This is a genomic window from Streptomyces sp. NPDC033216 (assembly GCF_055577115.1).
Genome location: NZ_JBVIQK010000035.1, coordinates 18,329 through 37,329 on the forward strand (window position 1 = coordinate 18,329; position 19,001 = coordinate 37,329).

Below are 19,001 nucleotides of genomic sequence, written 5' to 3' on the forward strand. Positions count from 1 at the left end.
TCGGCGACGAGCCCGAGGAGGCGGCACGATGACGGCACCCGACACACCCGGTACGGCCGATGCCGAGCAGGGTGCGTCCCGGTGACGAGCGTACCGACGTGACGAAGCGGCTCGGCGACGAGCCCGAGGAGGCGGCACGATGACGGCACCCGACACACCCGGTACGGCCGATGCCGAGCAGGGTGCGTCCCGGTGACGAGCGTACCGAGGTGACGAAGCGGCTCGGCGACGAGCCCGAGGAGGCGGCACGATGACGGCACCCGACACACCCGGTACGGCCGATGCCGAGCAGGGCAACGCCGCGATGTGGCACACCTACGGGGCCCACCACCTCGACCGGGCCACGCCCCTGCCCGAGCTGGACGAGATCGCCTGGGGCCCGGCGGGAACAGGGCCGGGAGACGCTGTCCTCGGCGACCTGACAGACCTGCGCGTGCTCGACCTGGGCTGCGGGCCGGGCCGGCACGCCGCCCACCTCGCCCGCACCCATCACGCCGCCGTGGACGCCGTCGACCTCTCACCGACTCAGATCGAGCGCGCACGGGCGCGCTACCGCGACCTGCCGGGCCTGCGGTTGATCCAGGCCGACGCCGTCGGGCATCTGCGCGCTTCGGCGCCGTACGACGTGATCTACTCCCTGTCCGCCGTCCACTTCATCGACCCGCACCGGCTGCTGCCCGCCCTCGCGGCGGCCCTCAGGCCCGGCGGACGGCTGTACTTCACCGTGCTGCACACCAACTCGTCCGGGGACGGCCCTTCTTCGGAGGTGAAGCCCCGCCCGGAGATCCTGCGCCTGGCCGGCGGCGGCGAACTGACCGGGCACATGTGGGTGCTCACCACAAAGCTGTGGACGGACCTGCTCGCGCAGCATGGGCTGCGCGCCGAGGAGGTCACCGTGCTGGACGCGCCCGAGGAGGACAATCAGGCCTCCTACCGGCTCTTCCAGGTCCGCAGGCCGGCCCGGATCGCCTCTCGTCCCCGTACGGCCCGGCCGCCCGTCGCACACGCGGCGGCGGGGGTCGGCGCGGTGCTGGTGGGACCGCGCGGTCTGCTGCTCGGCCGCCACCGGCGGGGGACGGTCGAGCTGCCCGGCGGCACGGTGGAGCCGGGCGAGTCGCTGGCGGAGACGGTCGTGCGCGAACTGGCCGAGGAGACCGGCCTGCACGCTGACCCGGCCGACGTGCGCCTGCTGGGCATGCTCCTGGATCAGGTCGCAGGCGTCGTCCGGATCACGTTCGGCGCACTCGTCACGCGGTGGCACGGCGAGCCCGCCGACCAGCCGGGCGAGCGGGTCGGCGACTGGGGGTGGTGGCCGCTGGACGCGCTGCCGCCGAACCTGTTCGAGTGCAGCGCCCAGATCCTCACCGCCTGGCGCCCCGATCTGCCCATCGACCATCCGCCCGCCCGCTTCACCCCCTTCGCCGAGCCGCACGGCACCGGTCAGGGCTCCGTCGGCCAGGTCGGGAAGTAGTCCCTCAGCACCCAGCCGTCGACGAGCGCCTTCTCCGTCCGGTGGCCGCCGATCGGCGGCGAGAAGTCCGGATCGCCGTTCGGTATGGCGAGTCCGGCTGGTGACAGGCTCCCGACCTGGTCGCGTCGGACTCCCACCGGCCGCGCATCCGTTGTACGGGGCCATACGGCCTTGTCGTCGCCCGGCCCGCCCGCCCACGTCCACGACGACGGCCAGGATGCCGCCGGGCGGGCCGCGGCGCCGCCGGCCATCTGGGACACGGCAACCTGCCCCGCCGTGCGTACTGGAACACCATTCGGCAGGCGTTCGCCGACACCCCCCCGAAAAGGTGTTCCAGTGAGAACTTCCGAGCGGCCGAGGCGAGAAGGGCGCCTACGTCTTCCACGACACTGTCAGCGTCGCCTCGATCCGGCTGGCTCCGTGCATGACCCGCCACCCCTTAGAGCATGCTGAGTGCCCGCATCGCATCGCGTTCGATGCGCGAGAGCTCCTGGAGGATGGAGCCGGCCTCTACGAGGTTCTTCGCGTCGCCGGATTCACCCGCGGCCGCGACAAGCACGGCCACCTGTGTCCAGAGGGTGGCGGCCTCGGCGTACAGGCTGTGACCGGTGCGCAGGTGGTTGTTGTCGATCAGCTGGGCACACTCGGCGAGGAAGTCCCGGTAGAGATTGCGGAACAGGGCACCGCCGGTGCCGGCCCTCTCCATGAGGACGGCGGCTCGTGGCAGGTCCTCCCGCGGATCGTCGCTGCGCTGTAGCCACTTCGGCACGTGCCTGGCGGTCTTCTCGATGCCCCGGTGGCCCAGATTCGCGATGGGCGGGTTCAGGAAGGCATCGGCGCAGGTCCTGATCGCGGGGATGATCCGGTCCTGCGGTGGCGTCAGGCTGCCGGGCACCGTGAGGGTGAAGGAGCGGTGTCTGGCGGTCATGGCGCCGCGTTCGGCCCTGGCCCTGGCCAGGCCGGCGAGGCTGGTCGAGACGGCTCCGCCCTGCGGGGCGGTGTCCACCAGGTAGGCGTCCTGCTCGTCGTAGCCGTACATGGCCACGATGTGCCCGCCGAAATGCAGCTTGGTGCTGAAGTAGTCCAGGTGGTAGCTGTCGAGCTGAAGGCCGACCGGCCGACCGGCGTCGATGGGTGCCGCCACGTTCTGCCATGCCTTGCGCGGGGAGGTGGTCTCCCCGACCAGCAACTCAAGCCCGAGTACGGCGGCCAGGCTCCTGGTGAGCTGGAACGGCTTGACCCGGCCTCCCAGGAACGGGAAACCCATGCCTTTGCTGTCCCAGTAGATGAAGGACAGCCCGGAGCCGAGCCCGAACAGCATGGGCTCGGACAAGTCGAGTCCCTCATGCCGCAGCAGCACGCCCAGCGCCGTCGTCTCACAGTGCTGCATACCGCGGACGTCGAGGTCCTTGACCATGGTCATGCCGCTCATTCTTCCTTACCAGGCGTGGCCCGAAGCTGTCGTACGGGCAGGACCGCGCCCTGCTCGACGAGCACACCGCCCAGCGGGTATTCGGAGCAACCGTCTGAGCGGCTGCTCCGAACCTTTGGCCGGTCAGGTGACGGACAGGATCGCCGTGTTGTTCGTGAGGTCCGGGTCGAAGTCGAAGGGGTGCTGGCCGAACTCGCCGAACGGAGGGTGGATGCTCACGGCGCCGGTCGCACCCGGCACCACGGTGTCGACGCGCACGGAGAACGCGAAGGTGCGCTGGGTGTCCTCCAGTGTTCCGAACGGCCGACAAGTGCGATCAGCACCCGGTAGGCCACCGAGCCGATCGCCGGCGACGTCGGCGAGGAGCGGCTGCGGGGCTCGTACCGTCCGGCAGGTCCATGAGCGCGAGTCCGGCTGGGTCGACCGCGACGGTGATCTCGGTGAAGCAGCCGTCGGCGACGGTGAGGGCGAGGAGGGAGGGCGGGTTGCGCTCGTCGCTCCAGGAGATGACGCCGGGCGGCCGTTGCCGGTCGCCGCATGTGCTCGTGCCGCACTGCCGGCCCTCGTGCGCGGGTGGTGACTTCGGTGGGTCGGTGTTCCGGTGACAGCCGACCCGCCTGTGGCCGGCCATCCTGCTTCGGCTCAGCAACCGGACCTGGCCACCCGCTCGCACCGGGAGGTCAGAAGTCGAGGTCCAGGTAGTCGATGTCGTTGATCTCGACGTCGCTGAGACCCAGCGCGCGCGCTCCCCCGTCCTGGAAGTAGATGTCCTTGAACCCTTCGGCGATGATGCCGCGCAGTTCCTGGTCGCCGGCGCCCTGGTCGCGGGCGTCGAAGAGGCGCTGTGCGTAGGTCGGGGGGAGGTGGACGGTGAGGCGGCGGAAACGGCCGTCGTCGGTCGTGCCGACGGGCGCGGTGTAGCCGAACCGGGCCCGCGTCTCCACCGTGATGCCCGTTGCGGTGGCGGCCTGCCGGCGGCGGCGCTTGCGCACCTGGGGCTGCCAGCGGGCCCGCACCGCTGATTCGATCTTGGCAGCGACGTCGGGACGGGCGTGTTTGCGGGCGCCGCGCCGGTAGCGGTTGACGGAGTCGGCGGTGACCCCGATCTCCTGCGCGACGGCCTTGGCACTGCCCAGTTGGCGGATCAGGTAGCCGATCCGGCCCTTGAGGGTTTTGGGCGGCTCACGGGTGAACGCCTCACGGTCGGCCCTCTCGATGGCGTCCTCGATCTCCCCCACCGCGCTACTCCCCTTCGTCCAGGACCGCGTCCCCGCCCTTGATGTGGCGGGCCGGGTTGTAGCCCTGCTCCATCAGGTCGACCGCCCACAGCATCGACTGGACCCCCTCCAGTTTCGCCAGCCCCGGATTCGGGCCGAGGCGGAAGCCGCCGGGCTGCGGCTTGCCGGACGCGGCATAGGGGAGGAAGTCGAGCGGACTGTCGCCGGGGCTCGGATAGACGACACAGTCGGAGAGCACGGCAAGGGGGTACAGGCCGGTCATCTTCGCCATGTTGTTGAGTTTGCGGTGCATGTTCACCCGGGCCTTGGCGATGACCGCGGCACGGATGTCGGGGCGCCATGTCGGGCGCTCCAGGGCCGGCCACCGCTCCCCCTGCTTGTAGTGGCGGCCCTGCGGGCGCTCACGCAGCTTGCCCACGCCGCCCTTCACCGTCGCCTTGATCGCGGCCAGCACGGCGGCCAGGGCGGGGTCGGCCTGCTTGTGGTGTTCCATCGCGGCGAGGAACTGCGCCTCGGGCATGTCCCGGGTGACGCCGAGGTCGGCGAGGGTGTCGATGTAGGCGGTCTTGAGACGGTCGTGCCACGGGTCCAGGTAGGCGCCGGTCTCGCGGCGCAGGTACGCCTCGATGGGGTGGACGTTGTAGCCGAGTTCCTGTGCGTAGGCGACGGTGTGCGTCTGGTACCAGGCCGGGCCCGTCGGGCGTTGCCCGGTCGGGGTGAACGGGCTGGGCAGGCGGGGATCCAGCTCGATGTGGCTCAAGTCGACCAGCCAGGAGCCGGGGATCTTGGGGTTGAACGCCGGAGCGTGGAAGTGGTCGGGGGCGGACAGGCCGACGACCAGGCGGGCGGCGGCGGCGAGGAAGGCCGTGTTGAGGTCCAGGCCGACCGCGAAGGGCAGGGTGCATTCCTCGTCGGTGAGCAGGTCCACCGGCCGCACCCACTGGTACGCCTCCTCGTCCAGGAAGCCGCCCGTCCAGCCGCTGTTCACGACGACGGGGTGCTCGGGGGTGGCCTCCGGCGGCGCCGGGTCCACCGGCTCCGTCCCCAGACTGCCGGGGTTGTGGCCGGGAACCCAGTTGCCGGTGGCCGGGTCCTGGACGGCCCGCGTCGGCGGGCGCAGCGCCGTCATCAGCTCCAGGCCCGACACGGCGGTGGAGCCGCGCGGGGTGATCACCCGCTGGGCGTAGACACCCAGGACGCGGGCGATGTCGGCCGGCTCCATCTGCGCGACTCCCGGCCAGGAACGGGCATCGAGGGCGTCCCAGGACAGGATCGCGAGCTGCACGCACTGCCGCTGGCCGCCCTGGGCCTTGCGGTAGATCCGGGCCCAGGGCCCGAACCCGCGCTGCGTCAGCTGCCACTTCGCGCGGGTGACCTGCTTGACCACCGGGTGGTCGGCGGGCAGGCGCAGGGAGCGGCGCTGCTCGTGGCCCTCCAGGTGCTCCGGCAGCCCGAGTCTCACAGCGGCCGCGGCGGTGAGCACGATCAGGGGGTCGGAGTCCTTGCCGTAGCGGTTCAGCTTGGCGGCACCGAGGCCGGACTCCTTGAGGGTCCACTCCACCAGCTCCGGCACCGTACGAGCGGGACAGTCGAGGACGATGCCGTCGACGGCGTACGCGGAGCCTTCACCGTCCAGCACGGCGAGCGGACCGTGCGGGAACCGCGGGTCGTTCGCGGGCTGGGCGGCCTTCTTGGCGGCCGGGCGGCGCGACGATGTCGCCGGACGGGCAGCCGGGCGCTTCGGGGTGATCGGGGCGTCGAACCCCCTCGTCGGCACGGCGAGCTGCGTGGCGGGCGCCTCGGGTGCGGTGGGGACCGCGGGCGTCCCAGGAACCGGCGCCGGGCGGGGCGCGGTGGCCTGGGCGGTCGCGGGTGCGGGAGTGGCGCCGGGCGCGGGGTGTTTGGCGGCCCAGCCGTTCAGCAGCCGCTGGTACGCCGTCAGGCGCGGCTCCTTCGGCTCGCTCCGGCCGTTCTCCCAGTTCTTGATGCTCTGCGTCGACGTCTTCAGCGCGGTGGCGAGGCGGGCCTGTGTGATGCCGGCGGCCTCACGCAGCCGGGCACGCTCCGCAGGAGGCGGCAGCTGCGGCTCCTCCTCCAGCAACGCGTCGACCGACGCGAACAACTCTTCCTGGCTGGTTGCCATACACGCCTCCTCCACCCGAAAGGCTAACAGCGTTTATCCCTTTTGTTTAACCGTGACGGTTAACCCGATCGAGCATTGGGAAGGGGTGGGCTTGCGGCTTGCGGCTTGCGGCTTGCGGCTTGCGGCTTGCGGCTTGCGACGACTGAGGCAGGAGACGGCGCCCGAGGGGTTCGCCGCGGGCCAGGACTTGGCGTGTGGGTGGCCGGCGCCGGTACCGGTGCTGGTGCCGGAAGCGCTGACGCCCGCCCAGGCCGACGCGTGCACCATCCTGGATCGTCCGACCGCAGCGGCACCCGGATACATGCTGGACGACATCACCGAACAGACGGGAATCGCCGACCAGCCCTTCGCCTCGTTCAGGCGGAAGCACGAAGCTCATGTACGTGAGGTCAATGAGCACCGGTGTCGGCATCGGTAGTCATTGACCTCACGTACATGAGCGCTGCTGGTCGGATCCTTTTCAGGTGGCGCGGCGCAGGGGGACGACGACGTCCTCGCCGGTGCTCCTCGAGCTCAGCCGGTAGTAGCTGATGTGGGCCAGCCGCTCCGACTCCTCGAGCCACCCGGTCTCCACCACCTGGCGCCGGGTGCGGGAGAACACCGTCGGGGACATACCGACGAGCTTGGCAAGGTTGGCGCCCGTCTCGATGACTGCGCCGGCGCGGTCGGTGGGATGCATCGCGTACAGCATGACCACCAGGCGCTGGTTGGCGGTCATGCCGGCGGTGCGGTGAAGGATGTCGAGAAGCTTCCGCTTGTCGTCGTTGTTCACTGGGCCTCCCACCGCGAAGGGATCGTGTTGTCGAAGCCGGGGATGTCCGGCGGGTTGCATGTCTTGATCGCTTCCCGTTGCTCGATCCCAGTCCCGTGAAAGGCAATGTACGGGCTGATCCGGTAGAGCCTGTAATTGCCGATGCGCCCCCGCTCGATCAGGATGCGCCGCTTGAGAAGCTTCCGGTTGATCTTGCCGACGGCGTCGGCGGTCATCCCGACCTTCCTGGCGATGTCCGCGCCGGTCGCCCGCAAGGGCGCCATGCCCTGGGGAGAGACCCCGATCCACCACAGCACCAGGAACTTCTGGCTGGGAGTGAAGTCCTTGCTCTCCGTGATAGCGGCGACCCTCGCCTTGTCCACCTGGATGTGCTCGCCGGAGAAGCCATAGGGCGCATAGGGGATGGCCTCGCCCGTGTCCGCATCAACAAGTCTGCGTACTGCTCCCAACGAGCCCTCCACCTGGGCATTGCTTCGACTGCATGAGCGGCGGCCCTCAGGCCGACCAGGTGAACTTAACGTACATGAGCACAGAGTTCATGAACTACGTCCTGAGGGCGTGTCACCCAGGCGTGGCGTCGATCCATCACGCCGGCCGCCGGGCGGGAAACCGCTCTGCTCATGAACGTGACGTCAATCTGGTCGGATCCTGTAGCCGTGGTCACAGTCCACAGAACATGGGCACCACTGCTCCAAGAACTGTCTGCCCCGCTCCTGGGAACCGGGTGCACGGTGGCGGGATCTGGGTGCCAGATCGTCAGATCCTGGTGCAGAAGGTCGTTCTCGCAGGTCACACCGCAATTGGCGGCTGCGCTCTCTCCAGTAGGGAGGACAGGTGGTCATCTGCGAGGTCCCCTCACACACCGTGCCCCCCAAAGCGGCCGCGCGAAGCACGGCGCAGTACATCCCGCGGAGCGTTCACATCCGTACCCCCTCCCACCGGTCGACAAAAGCTCCTGGCCCACACCCCCCCTCCTCAGCCGACGAAAGCACGCCAGCACGCGGCCGCAGCCAACGACGCAGCCGCCACGTATGTCTCCGTCAGCCCATGCCGACCTCAGCCACGCTGTCCCTTGTTGCCCAGGACAGGCCGCGGTCGCCCGGTCGGCTGAGCGCCCCGTCGGTGCACCGCAGGCCCCCAGGGCCGAGGATGTACCGACCCGTGGGCGCGGAGAGCGCGACCCGTCCCGTTCAGAGAGCTGCCCGCCCCCTAGTTCCTTGACCGGGAAGGTTCGCCGGGTCGGTCCTTCGGCAGTTGGATGCACGGTGACGTCTGCTCCGACTGCCGGGGGTTGTGGTGACTGAACTCGTCCGCAGGTTGACCGATCCGGAGGGGTAGAAGCCGCGGCAGTCGTGTGTCGGGGCAGCACCGGCTCAGTGCCTTACCGGCGCAGCGATGATGCTGCCGGCTTCGTTCGGCGGCAATCGGGTGCCTGTGATCGCGCAGTTGGAGCAGGCCGATGAGGCACCGTCCGCGATGCGATCCACCGGTTCAACGACATCGGCGAGGCCTGTCCGGACCCTCGGTGGGCGGGAAGCCGGCCGCTCAACGCCATGAACGTACCCGGACCGGCAGCAAGAAGGGCATCCGCCGGGGCAACAGTCCACTTCGAGTCGCGCCTGACCCAGCCCGCGAGACCTATGCGGTCACCGCACTAGCTTCGGCTACGCATCATCGACATCAGCAGCCCGTGGGTCTCGTCGTCGGCGGCGACCACAAGCCCACGACCTGCCTCACCGATCGGGGCACCGTCGATCCCGGTGACGACGCAGCCGGCAGCCCGGCACACAGCAATGCCGGCCGCGAAGTGCACGCTCCTGGAGAGATCGCCGCCATCGGTGACATACGCGGCACGCCTGCCGGCAGCGACCCAGGCCAGCGCCAGGGTCGTGGACACGACCCGAGGCCGGAATCGTTCGACGAATGCAGGGCGGGCCAGCAGATCCACGGCCCGGAATCCGGGCGCACTCGGGAACGGCGGATCCAGGTTGACGTCCACCAATCGGGTAGCGGCCGAAGGCGTCAGTGGTGCGTCGTCGGCCCCGTCATGCCGTACCCAGGCGGTCTCCCCGTCGGTGAAGAAGACCTCGCCGCTGAACGGATCGGCCACCGCCGCCGCCCCATCGCGCAGGGCCACATTGACGGCCACCAGCATGTTGCCGACGGCGTAGTTCAGCGTGCCACACAGAGGATCCACCAACCACTGGCGCACAGCGTCGACGGCGCCCTGCTGCCCGCCTTCCTCGCCGAGCACCGCGTCATCGGGCCGTGCGGTACGGATGACGCCAAGGATCGTCTTCTCGGCCTCCACATCGGCGGCGGTGGCAAAGTCCCCGGCACCCTTGTCGATGCGGCTGAGCCGCTGGCCGTACATTCCGCGGACCACGTCCGCGCCTGCCAGCGCCCCGGCTATCGCGACTGCCGCATCATCGGAACCCACGTATGAGTTGATCACGCCGTGCAGACTATCGAGGCGAAACTGCCGCCCCCGGCCAACCTTCCCGGTCAGCGCACTGGCCGTGCAGCGGACGGGCCCCGCTTGACGGCACCCACCACACCCCGCATCCGCTTGTTCGGCGGTTGCCGGGTTGTCCGCGCTGACGTGGGTTTCCAGGCGGCAGCCGGGCCCGGCTGCCGGAGTGTCGAGCGCCGCTCCGGTCAGGGAGCCAGTGCGGCGTTGCATAACAGGGATCATCCGAGGTGCGTCGCTTCACTCCCCCGGCGTGAGCAGAGAGCCACGCTCGCGCCCGCAAGGACGTGACCGTGCGTCGAATATCAGTTACTGGCGCGTCAGTTGTGGGGGTAGCGTGCGAAATCAAGTGGACGTCCACCGAGCCAGAGCGACGGCAGACGCGGTGATGATGCCGGGCGCGTACGTGCCGTGCCTGCCGGGGGCGGACCAGCCGGTAGGCCTGTCGGGCAGCCCGCCGGCCGTCGGTCGGAGGCCTCGTTCCTCCATCCGTTGGCCGGCTTTCAGCAACCCAACTGCGGGTTGCTTGCGTCGAGTGATTACGGCGTAATCACTCGCAATCACTCGCCCCGGATGCTCTGGCCTGGCGGGAGCGCCAGGCGGTCGAGCGGCTCGCCACACAGCTTCGGTACAACCGGGATGAGGTACGAGCCGGGACGGACGTGGCATGCCTCAGCCGGATGCCGCACCACTCCCCCGGTCGAGCGTGACGCGCAGAAGGCCCTTCGGAAGGGGCTGCCCTCATGGGCTGCCCTCCGGTACCGCCCTACCAGGGATCTCCCCCCAGGGCGGCGCTCCCGTCCTGATGCCGCTCGTGGGGTGGGTCCGCAGTGCGATCGGCGTCTCGCCGTTCCCGTCTGCCTACGATCTCGGTCACCGCTCATCGCGCGGATGCTGAGACGGCCTCGTGTCGCCTTCTCGCCCCCGCTCACCGCGGGCCACCGCTCCCCGCGCGCCAGTGAGCGAAGGCGGCTTCGCCGATCGACCCCCAGTGATGAGTTTTCGCGCCCGGACACGTCACACCTACGACGGGACACGACGGGCGGAAGGATGACGTGATGAGTGCGGACACGCGGTTGGAGGAGCGGGGCACGGGCGGTCTGGGCGAGGTCGACGAGCCGGCGTTCTCGGGGCTGGCGGAGCGACACCGGCGGGAGCTGCACGTGCACTGCTACCGGATGCTCGGGTCGTTCGAGGACGCCGAGGACACCGTGCAGGAAACCTTCCTCCGTGCCTGGCGGCGGCGGGAGACCTTCGAGGGGCGGTCGACGTTCCGGGCCTGGCTGTACCGGATCGCCACCAACGCCTGCCTGGACCTGCTCGCCAAGTGTCGTCCGGAGCCTGCGACCGGCGGCGAGGTGCTGTGGTTGCAGCCCTATCCGGACCGGCTGCTCGACGATCTGCCCGCGGGCGACGCGGACGAGCCCGAGACCGTCGCCGTCGCGCGGGAGACGATCGAGCTGGCGTACCTGGTCGCACTCCAGCACCTCGCGCCGCGCCCGCGGGCCGTGCTGATCCTGCGGGACGTGCTCGGCTGGCCGGCGAAGGACGTCGCGGAGTTCCTCGGCGACTCCGTCCACTCCGTGAACAGCGCGCTTCAGCGGGCCCGTGCCGGCATGCGGGAGCACCTGCCCGCCGAGCGGCAGGACTGGACCGGCGGCGAACAGGACGCCGGGACGCGCGAGCTGGTACGCCGCTATACCGACGCCAGTGTGGCCACGGACGTCAGCGGGCTCGCCGCACTGCTGCGGGACGACGTCCGCTGCTCGATGCCGCCCACGCCGGGTCTGTACGTGGGTCGCGAGGCGGTGGTGAAGGACTGGGTCGAGAGCGGTTTCGAGGGCATGAAGGGACTGCGCGCCGTCGTCACCTCCGTGAACCGGCAGCCCGCCGTCGCCTTCTACCTCTGGCGTCAGCGGGAGGGCGCGTACCTGCCGCTGACGATCGACGTCCTGCGTGTCACCGGCGGGGCGATCACCGAGATCGTCACGTTCCACGACGACCAGTTCCCTCGGCTCGGGTTGCCGGAGCGGCTGCCTGCGGACGGCACGGAGTAGTCCCGGTGAAACGGAGCAGTCCCGGTGGAACGCTCGCGCTGCCGGCGGCCACCACCGTCAACCGCGCATGACGGCGAACCCGGCCGAGCCTTGGACGTGACGCCGGGTTCGGGCTCCGCTGCATCGGCGTCCGTGTCCTGCGGTACCCCGGCCGTCGTCGGCGAGGGGGCGCATCGTCCCAGGGCCCGGCACACGCCGGTCGGCTCCCGGCACGCCACCCCGTAGGCCAGATACCGCATGCCGACGGCTGCCGCCGATTACGGCGTAATCAACCTCCGCCATGTCCCGACGCCAAGTGTGGGGGCAGGCCGTCGCCCGCTGCGCCGGGACCGAGGCACTGCGCAGTCAGGATCCTCGAAGTGGCCTCCGTGCGCTCCCGGCAGGCCCGGGTCGCCTTCTGGTTTCCACTGCCGCCGCCACCTGCTTGGCCATGCACCTGCTTGGCCATGCCCTTCTGGTACGCCAGCCGTCTTGCGCCGACTCAGCTCATCACGACGCCCGGTCCAACGGACTTCCGAAGCAGCCGGGTTCGTACCGACAAGCCCTTGCGAATAGCGGAGTCCGGTGGCAGGTGACCTGCTTCCACCCGGTGGGAGGGGCACTGAGGTTGAACCGGCTGGCCCGTGCGGCATGGTGTCTGCGGCTTCTCGGCAGAGTGTGGCCGATGCCTCGGGAAGCTGAACCCCCGAAGAGACGGACACGGAGCCGCATCTCGAGGCTTCGGGGGAGGGCCTGCCGGAAGTGGTGATTACGGCGTAATCACCGAGGCGGACGCACGACTTCTGCATCAACCTGGTTTAACTAACGTGTCGGTGCTGTGTTTGATCATGCGCGTTAGTATGGTGTCCTCTATGAGTTCGCCAGCCACCTCCAGCGACCGCGAGAAGGTCGTCTCCAAACTGCCGGGATGGCTCCGGCAGAACCTGAAAGTCAGAGCCGCTCAGTACGGCATCGAGATCCAGGCCGCCGTCGAACAGGGCATCAGCGACTGGTGCACCCTGGCGTCGACCCCGACGACCGTCGATACCGCCGGCGCCGACTCCTTCTCCACCTTCCTGCCTCCGGGCCAGTGGGAGGACTTCCGGCAGACCGCCGCCGACCGGCGCGTGTCCCTCATCCAGGGTCTCGCCCAGTCCGTGCAGTTGTGGCTCGACGCCAACCCGGCCCCGGATGTCGAGCGTCCCTCGATCACCCGCCGCATCGTCGTCTGCAACCAGAAGGGCGGGGTCGGCAAGACCGCCATCACCGCCGGTCTGGGCGAAGCGCTGGCGGAAGACCCCAACAAGCTCTATCCCGTCCGGGTGGCCAAGGCACTCACCAAGGCTCTGCGCGCGAGCGAGACACACACGGGCACAAGCGAGTCGGACGACGATCCGCTCGACATCGAGAACCTCCCCGGTCCCGGACTGCGCGTGTTGCTCGTCGACTTCGATCCGCAGTGCCACCTCACCAACCAGCTCGGCGCCGCTCCGCTGCCGATGAACGGTGACAGCCTCACCAACCACATGGCGGGCGATCCCAAGGGCGAGCTGCGCGACCTCATCGTCTCCGTCGACGAGGACACCTTCGCAGGCCGCCTGCACCTCCTGCCGGCCTGCAACGACGCCTTCCTGCTCGATGTACGACTCTCGGCCGTACGCGCCCGCGAAGCCGCTCTGGAGCGGGCACTTGCGCCCCTCGAGGCTGATTACGACGTAATCATCGTCGACTGCCCGCCCAGCCTCGGCCTCAGCATGGACGCCGCCGCCTACTACGGCCGTCGGCGCGACGGCGAGAAGCCCGGTCAGTCCGGCGCCCTCATCGTCGTCCAGGCCGAAGACAGCTCCGCCGATGCCTACGAACTGCTCACCACACAGGTCGACGACCTGCGCGGCGACCTCCAGGTCGACATCGACTACCTCGGCATCGTCGTCAACCTGTACGACTCCCGCCGCGGTTACATCGCCACCTCCTCCCTCCAGGGGTGGGTGGACATAAAGGATCCGCGAGTCGTGGGACTCATCGGAGACCTCAAGGAACAGAAGGAAGCGGTCCGCGTGAAGAAGCCGCTGTTGTCCTACGCCCCCAAGTCACAGCAGTCGGTCGGCATGCGCGCCCTGGCCAGGGAGGTCTTGTGAGCAAGGCCGATCAGCTGGGAGCCGGCCGGTTCGGCGGGGGAGTGCGAACGGTCAGTGCCCGTCGCCAGGCGGTCGCCGCGGCGACCGGAGTCCCCACCGAAGGCGTAGCGCCCCCGGCCGAACTTCCTGTCGACCGTGTCAGCCTCAACCCCGACAACCCACGCTCATCGCTCGGTGATCTGACCGATCTCGCCGGCAGCCTGAAGTCGCACGGGCAGAAGGTGGCGATCACGGTGATGAACCGTGACGCCTACCTCAAGGCCAATCCCAGCCAGGAAGCCGACCTCGAGCCGGACACCACCCACGTCGTCGTCGACGGCAGCAGCCGTCTCGCCGCCGCACGCGAGGCCGGCCTCGCCACCATCAAGGTCATGGTCAGCGACGACCAGGGATCGACGGCGGACGAACTGCTCGAGTCCGCCCTCGTGGCCAACATCCACCGCCAGGACCTCGAAGAACTCGACGAAGCCCGGGCACTCCAACGGCTCCTGGCCATCCACGGGAGCCAGAGGGAGCTGGCCAAACGCCTACACCGCTCCCAGGGATGGGTGTCCCAGCGCCTTGCCCTCCTCGGTCTCACCCCTGAGCTCCAGGCCCGCATCAAGGAAGAACCCATCGACCTGCTTCGGGCGGTGGGAAACAAGCCTGCTGACGAGCAGGCGGCCGCCCTCGCGGAACTCAAGGCGAAGCGAGCGGCCAAGGAGGATCAGAAGTCCCGTGCGACCCCCGTCCAGGGTCGACGCACGGCGAGCAACACCGCCGATACGAGAAGGCCTCAGCCCGCAAGTGATGACGCCGTAATCAGTGAAGCCGCGCCGGGCACTCAGGCCGGGGGAACGGCAGAGGCGGGACGTCTCGGTGATTACGCCGTAATCACCGCCGACTCCCCGGCTCCGCCGGCGACCGGGACCGAGAGAAGGTCTGGGACGGAACCGATTCCCGAACCGCGTGCGGACTTGCCTGCATCGGGCGGCGCTCAGACGAACGCCGTCGGCGAGGAGCAGCGACTCAGGAAGGTGCCGTACGACCAGCCCGGCGAGCTGGCCCTGCTCCTGGACAAGAAGATCACCAGTGACGACGCCTACTTCGCTCTGCTTCAGTTCCTGAGCGCCAACGGCATCAAGCGCGACCCCGCCCGGATGGGGGAACTGGCACGAACTCTCGCGGAACAGGCCACGGCGCGAGTCGACTGACATCCCGTTGCCGCCGAACGGTCCCGGCCCCTGCTCGCACGACAGGGAAGCGGGACCGTTCGGCGCATGTCCGCCGCGACCGGGTCGACCTGGACCGGCTCCAACTGGTTCTCGTGGTTCTGCAAGGGTGGCCCGCGCATTGTGCACGTCGTGCACGTCGACTGCCCCGCGGGCTCGGCCGCACAGGGGCGAACGCAGGTGTAGGCGATTCACCCGTCGAGCGGAGAATCGTTCCTGCCGAAGAATCGAACAGATCGAACATCCCCGCTGTCCCACGGTGGTGGGGCCGTGAGGAGAACATAGGGGGCTCCGCGCGTCACCGCCGAAGTGCGCCGGGACGCCACTGGGTCCGGTCTCACGCGCGACGGCGGGCGCGGACAGGCGTGACGTTCCAGTTGGTCTCTAGCGGAAATCAAGGGCTTGGGACTCAGTGGATGCTGTACTGGCGGCAGGGACCGGGCTCGGACCGAGCGCACCGGGTCGGTCTTCGTGACCCACGGGCTACGGGAGAGACCATGAGCAACACCAAGAACAACACGTACGAGGGGTTCACGGCCGAGGAACGGGCCGCGATGAAGGAGCACGCCCAGGAGCAGAAGTCTGCGGCGCGGCGCAGCTCGCGGGCGGACAAGGCGGCGCTGGCGGAGCAGGACGTACTCGCCAAGATCGCCGAGATGCAGGACACGGACCGGGTCATGGCCGAACGGGTCCACGCCGTCGTCACCGCCAGCGCCCCCCAGCTCACGCCGAAGCTCTGGTACGGCATGCCCGCCTACGCCCTGGACGGCAAGGTCGTCTGCTTCTTCCAGAGCGCGGCGAAGTTCAAGGCGCGGTACGCGACGCTCGGGTTCAATGACGCGGCCAACCTGGACCAGGGCTCCATGTGGGCGACCGGTTTCGCCCTGGCCGAAGTGACGGCCGAGGTGGAGGAGCAGATCGCGGCGCTGGTCAAGCAGGCGGTCAGCTAGGGTCTGTCGTTCGGATCAGCCGGGCGTGAGCTGCGGCGCCACGTGGTCGACCCGAACGGGGTCCGGTGCGTGCGGCTGCAAGGCGGAGGAGGGCGGCGACGCGGAGCGTCGGCAACCGAGGACAACGCCGCAGACGCACGCACCGGACCCCACGACGCCGGGATGATCCAAACGACAGACCCTGGGGCTTCTGCCCGGCCCATGGGCAGGTCGCCTCGGATGGCGGCAGCTTCACGTGGTGAGCCGGGGACGGCTGGGTATAGTGGCGGTACGACCTTCACTCAGGCATCGGGGCCCCGCCGGTTTTCCGGCGGGGCCCCGGTTTTTTCGCGGTCAGGCGACCTGGAGGTTCGGGCGTCCCTCTGCTGCGGGGGGCACGGCCGCGTAGGCGGGCAGTTTCAGGTTCGGGAGGTCTCCGGCCTTGATCCTGGCGATCGTCGAGCGGAAGGCCGCTTCCATGTCCTGCGGGCTGGCGTACTTGGCCGCCAGAGGGTGGAGGCGGTACGAGTTGCCCTTGCCGCGACTGCCGTCCTCGTTTGTCGGGCGCAGCACGATGTTCAGCTCGCACAGGGGCGCGATGAGGTTGCTGACGGCCTGTGGAGTGACACGGTATTCGGTGGCCATGTCCTTCTGCCGTACCGGAAGGTGGCCCCCGAAGTCGCTGCGGTAGAGCAGGTACTGCAAGAACTTCACTGTCGCCCCGGACACGGGCAGGGCCCAGATACGTTCGGACACGACCGGTGACATGACCTCAGCCATCGGTATCCCTTCTGTGCGCCGGTGGGCGGAGCGGTTGGTGGTGGTGTATCACCCTGTACGCCTTCCCGCTTCGTAGTCCGCGTGCCGTGGCACGGCGAAGTCGAGGTCCAGCTCTTCCTGGTGGGCGTCGGGCCCGATGCCGCGGGGGAAGGCCTCGGGGTCGCGGTCGTGCTGGTCGGCGAGTTTCTCGAGGACTGCGTGCTGGGCGTTGCTGTTGCCGTGGAACCACAGACGGACGTTGAGCTGGATCATGCCGTTGCCCGACTGCTCGATCCACTTGTAGCCGACCAGGGCCTTGATGGCGCGGTTGACCGTGGAGCGGGTGATCCGCTTGCCGCCCTTGTGGTCGGCCATCCTGTTGAGCCCGTCGGTGATCTCCTGCTGGGTGTACTGGGCGACGCCGGTGCCGCGTTGCTGTCCCCCGGCGACATAGAGGAACACGCACAGCTGGGACTTGGTGATGGAGTTGGCGACGGCGAGCTGGGCCAGGAGTTGGGTGAACCAGTTCGAGGCCAGGCTGTAACCGGCGTCCCCAGCCATGTCATGGACGACCGTGTGGTCGGGCTCGTACTCGAAGGTGACGTTCTTGAGCTTGCGGCGGCCGCGGGGATCGGTGTTCTGGGGGACTTCGCCGAGTTGCTCTCCGAGGACCTGGAGGAGGTCGTCGAAGCCCGCGTCGCCCGATGCGGCGTCAGGGACGGCTCGGGGCCGTCGTCGTGCTGGTGGATCGGCTGTCACAGGACCTCCTTTGATACTCAGGCGGTCCAGAGACTAGCTGAAAATCAAGTGGGAGTTGTCTTTTGACTGAGCGGCACACCGAGGTGAGGCTTCCTGCGGCCTCCCCGTCACAAAGTGGTGCAGAAGTTAAGCGCAGCTTGAGTCTCGCGGCCTTCCACTGCGGAAACTCAAGCTCAGGTTGATATAACGTGCCCTGATGACGACACAACTAAGCGGTTGCTCAGCGTCTCGGTCGCTCTGCTCGCCGGTGGGTGTCACGGCTGTGACCTGCGGTGTCGCCAGTGACGGCGGGGCCGGGAAAAACTCAATCACAGCTTGATTTTCCCGGCCAAATGTCGCCGCCACGTTCACATTCCGGGGTGCGAAATGTGTCCCCCAGGACACCATGGCCCATGCAAACTCGCAGGTCAGAGGCGCGCGAGCGGCCCGGCCTCTTAATAAAGAGGCCGCCACCACGACAGCCGCGAGGCGCAACCCCTACGCCCCGAGCCTTCTGACAACCCATCACTGACCTGTACCGCCGAAAGGCAACCACCGTGGCGGGGCGGTCGCTCACCGGCGAACGGAGGTACCTGCACCACCCGCTCAGCGCAGCCACGCATATTCGGGAAACAGTGGCGTTGCAGCCGGAAGCCGGCATGTTCCCCGGTCGGTGGTTCCGAGTCCCCGGGAAAGGTCGCGGATCGGTGTGACCAACTGCCGTGGAGGTACGCCTGGCTGAGGGTCTGCCGACAGCGATCGCGCACAAGAGCAGGTGACCGGCGCCCTGCTGCTGGGCTCCGCAGGCGCTCACAGGCGCACCGGGTGAAGGAGCGCAGTCCTGACAAGGCCCAGCAGACGGCCCCAGGGGCCGTCTCCCGGCCGACTGCGGCACAACGGGCCGCGGCCGCGAGGCATCCCGTTCTCCGGCGTGCGTGGGGCAGCGACTCGCTCCGCTGAACCCCGTGCCCGAGCCGCGGGCCCGCAGGGGGCGACAAGCCCATCGGCTCGTTGCCGCGGTGGGCAACGAGCCGCACGAGGGCGGAGAAGCAAGCGGCCGAGCGGGCGGGGCGGCTGTACGAGGGCAGTGCGCCCGTGCCGGCGGCCACCGCGTGGGTGGCGTCCCCTGCACCTGTGGAGATTTCCGTACGGCTCCGGTCCTGCGCCCGCAACCCACGAACCCGCACCGCGGCCTGTGCTCGGGCAGCGCCGGGAGGTCCGGTGACCGAGGTGCAACCGCCCCAGCCACCCGCGCTTCCCGCGGCGAGTCCCTTGCGCGACCGTGCGGGAGACCTGGCCGGCCAGGGGGACGCGGAGGGTGGTGGACGTTCGCTCCAGGGTCGCTTGAGTCGCTGTCGATGGTCCTACGGAGAACCTGGTGCCGTTTCAGCCTCTGAGGCCGGATTGTGGATACGGGGGAGCGACTGAAGCGCAGCGACCGAGCGGGGCCTGGGTCGCTCTCGGTCGCTCGCAGGAAATACCAGGTCAGAGACTTGCCTTGCAGAGATCAGCGACTGAAGCGACTCAAGGGTCAGGTATATGAGGACATTGGCGCGCGTGTGCGCGTGTGCGCGTGTGCGTCATATATAGAGACCTTGAGTCGCTTCAGTCGCTATTTCGCGACCCCTGATGCTGTGACCTGGACTTTCCCTCGCGAAGGGAAA

At 69.0% G+C, this 19,001-nt stretch carries 16 protein-coding genes; 6 read left to right on the forward strand and 10 right to left on the reverse strand.

The genetic code is table 11. From position 1 onward, the window contains the following. Positions 1 to 250: 250 nt before the first annotated feature. The gene (locus tag ACZ5Y0_RS34145) at positions 251 to 1,471 is read left to right on the forward strand and encodes a methyltransferase domain-containing protein (RefSeq protein ID WP_469132544.1); all 1,221 of its coding nucleotides are present in this window, start codon (positions 251 to 253) and stop codon (positions 1,469 to 1,471) included. Here the strand turns inward: ACZ5Y0_RS34145 and ACZ5Y0_RS34150 are convergent. From ACZ5Y0_RS34150 to tap, 5 genes are all read right to left on the reverse strand, one after another. Continuing rightward, positions 1,441 to 1,608 (reverse strand): hypothetical protein, encoded by a 168-nt coding sequence (locus tag ACZ5Y0_RS34150; protein WP_469132545.1) that lies wholly within the window; start codon positions 1,606 to 1,608, stop codon positions 1,441 to 1,443. The genes ACZ5Y0_RS34145 and ACZ5Y0_RS34150 overlap by 31 nt on opposite strands. 302 nt (positions 1,609 to 1,910) lie before the next feature. After that, positions 1,911 to 2,894 (reverse strand): BtrH N-terminal domain-containing protein, encoded by a 984-nt coding sequence (locus tag ACZ5Y0_RS34155; RefSeq protein WP_469132546.1) that lies wholly within the window; start codon positions 2,892 to 2,894, stop codon positions 1,911 to 1,913. A 132-nt stretch (positions 2,895 to 3,026) separates the two neighbouring features. Continuing rightward, entirely contained in the window at positions 3,027 to 3,161 is a 135-nt protein-coding gene (locus ACZ5Y0_RS34160; protein ID WP_469132547.1) for a hypothetical protein, read from the reverse strand. 422 nt (positions 3,162 to 3,583) lie between these two features. Next, positions 3,584 to 4,141, reverse strand: coding sequence for a telomere-protecting terminal protein Tpg (tpg, locus tag ACZ5Y0_RS34165; protein WP_469132548.1), 558 nt, complete (start codon positions 4,139 to 4,141; stop codon positions 3,584 to 3,586). 4 nt (positions 4,142 to 4,145) lie between these two features. Beyond that, positions 4,146 to 6,284, reverse strand: a complete 2,139-nt coding sequence (gene tap / locus ACZ5Y0_RS34170; protein WP_469132549.1) for a telomere-associated protein Tap — start codon at positions 6,282 to 6,284, stop codon at positions 4,146 to 4,148. Between the two features lie 52 nt (positions 6,285 to 6,336). Here tap and ACZ5Y0_RS34175 point away from each other — a divergent pair, with 52 nt between their 5' ends. Next, the gene (locus ACZ5Y0_RS34175) at positions 6,337 to 6,702 is read left to right on the forward strand and encodes a hypothetical protein (RefSeq protein WP_469132550.1); all 366 of its coding nucleotides are present in this window, start codon (positions 6,337 to 6,339) and stop codon (positions 6,700 to 6,702) included. Positions 6,703 to 6,744: 42 nt separating this feature from the next. Here ACZ5Y0_RS34175 and ACZ5Y0_RS34180 read toward each other — a convergent pair whose 3' ends face one another. From ACZ5Y0_RS34180 to ACZ5Y0_RS34190, 3 genes are all read right to left on the reverse strand, one after another. Further along, positions 6,745 to 7,056: a replication initiation protein, RepL2 gene (locus ACZ5Y0_RS34180; RefSeq protein ID WP_469132551.1), complete on the reverse strand. Its 312-nt coding sequence runs from the start codon at positions 7,054 to 7,056 to the stop codon at positions 6,745 to 6,747. Then, a complete protein-coding gene (locus ACZ5Y0_RS34185) occupies positions 7,053 to 7,505 on the reverse strand; it encodes a MarR family transcriptional regulator (protein WP_466214156.1) in 453 nt (150 codons plus the stop codon). Before ACZ5Y0_RS34185 ends, ACZ5Y0_RS34180 begins: the two co-directional genes overlap by 4 nt. Before the next feature lie 1,205 nt (positions 7,506 to 8,710). Next, positions 8,711 to 9,511 carry an inositol monophosphatase family protein gene (locus tag ACZ5Y0_RS34190; protein ID WP_469132552.1) on the reverse strand — a complete coding sequence of 267 codons (801 nt, stop codon included), beginning with the start codon at positions 9,509 to 9,511 and terminating at the stop codon, positions 8,711 to 8,713. 1,073 nt (positions 9,512 to 10,584) lie between these two features. Between ACZ5Y0_RS34190 and ACZ5Y0_RS34195 the strand changes: the two genes are divergently transcribed. The 4 genes from ACZ5Y0_RS34195 to ACZ5Y0_RS34210 all read left to right on the forward strand — a co-directional run bounded on the left by ACZ5Y0_RS34195 (position 10,585) and on the right by ACZ5Y0_RS34210 (position 15,861). Further along, complete coding sequence (locus ACZ5Y0_RS34195) at positions 10,585 to 11,583, forward strand: RNA polymerase subunit sigma-70 (RefSeq protein WP_469132553.1); 999 nt, start codon at positions 10,585 to 10,587, stop codon at positions 11,581 to 11,583. 851 nt (positions 11,584 to 12,434) lie between these two features. Next, complete coding sequence (locus ACZ5Y0_RS34200) at positions 12,435 to 13,700, forward strand: ParA family protein (protein ID WP_469132554.1); 1,266 nt, start codon at positions 12,435 to 12,437, stop codon at positions 13,698 to 13,700. After that, the gene (locus ACZ5Y0_RS34205) at positions 13,697 to 14,893 is read left to right on the forward strand and encodes a ParB/RepB/Spo0J family partition protein (protein WP_469132555.1); all 1,197 of its coding nucleotides are present in this window, start codon (positions 13,697 to 13,699) and stop codon (positions 14,891 to 14,893) included. Before ACZ5Y0_RS34200 ends, ACZ5Y0_RS34205 begins: the two co-directional genes overlap by 4 nt. Positions 14,894 to 15,408: 515 nt before the next feature. Next, positions 15,409 to 15,861 carry an iron chaperone gene (locus ACZ5Y0_RS34210; RefSeq protein ID WP_469132556.1) on the forward strand — a complete coding sequence of 151 codons (453 nt, stop codon included), beginning with the start codon at positions 15,409 to 15,411 and terminating at the stop codon, positions 15,859 to 15,861. A gap of 333 nt (positions 15,862 to 16,194) precedes the next feature. On the opposite strand, the gene ACZ5Y0_RS34215 is transcribed toward ACZ5Y0_RS34210, so the two are convergent. After that, positions 16,195 to 16,620, reverse strand: coding sequence for a hypothetical protein (locus ACZ5Y0_RS34215; protein ID WP_469132557.1), 426 nt, complete (start codon positions 16,618 to 16,620; stop codon positions 16,195 to 16,197). Positions 16,621 to 16,668: 48 nt separating this feature from the next. Further along, entirely contained in the window at positions 16,669 to 17,358 is a 690-nt protein-coding gene (locus tag ACZ5Y0_RS34220; protein WP_469132558.1) for a hypothetical protein, read from the reverse strand. Positions 17,359 to 19,001 lie beyond the last annotated feature (1,643 nt).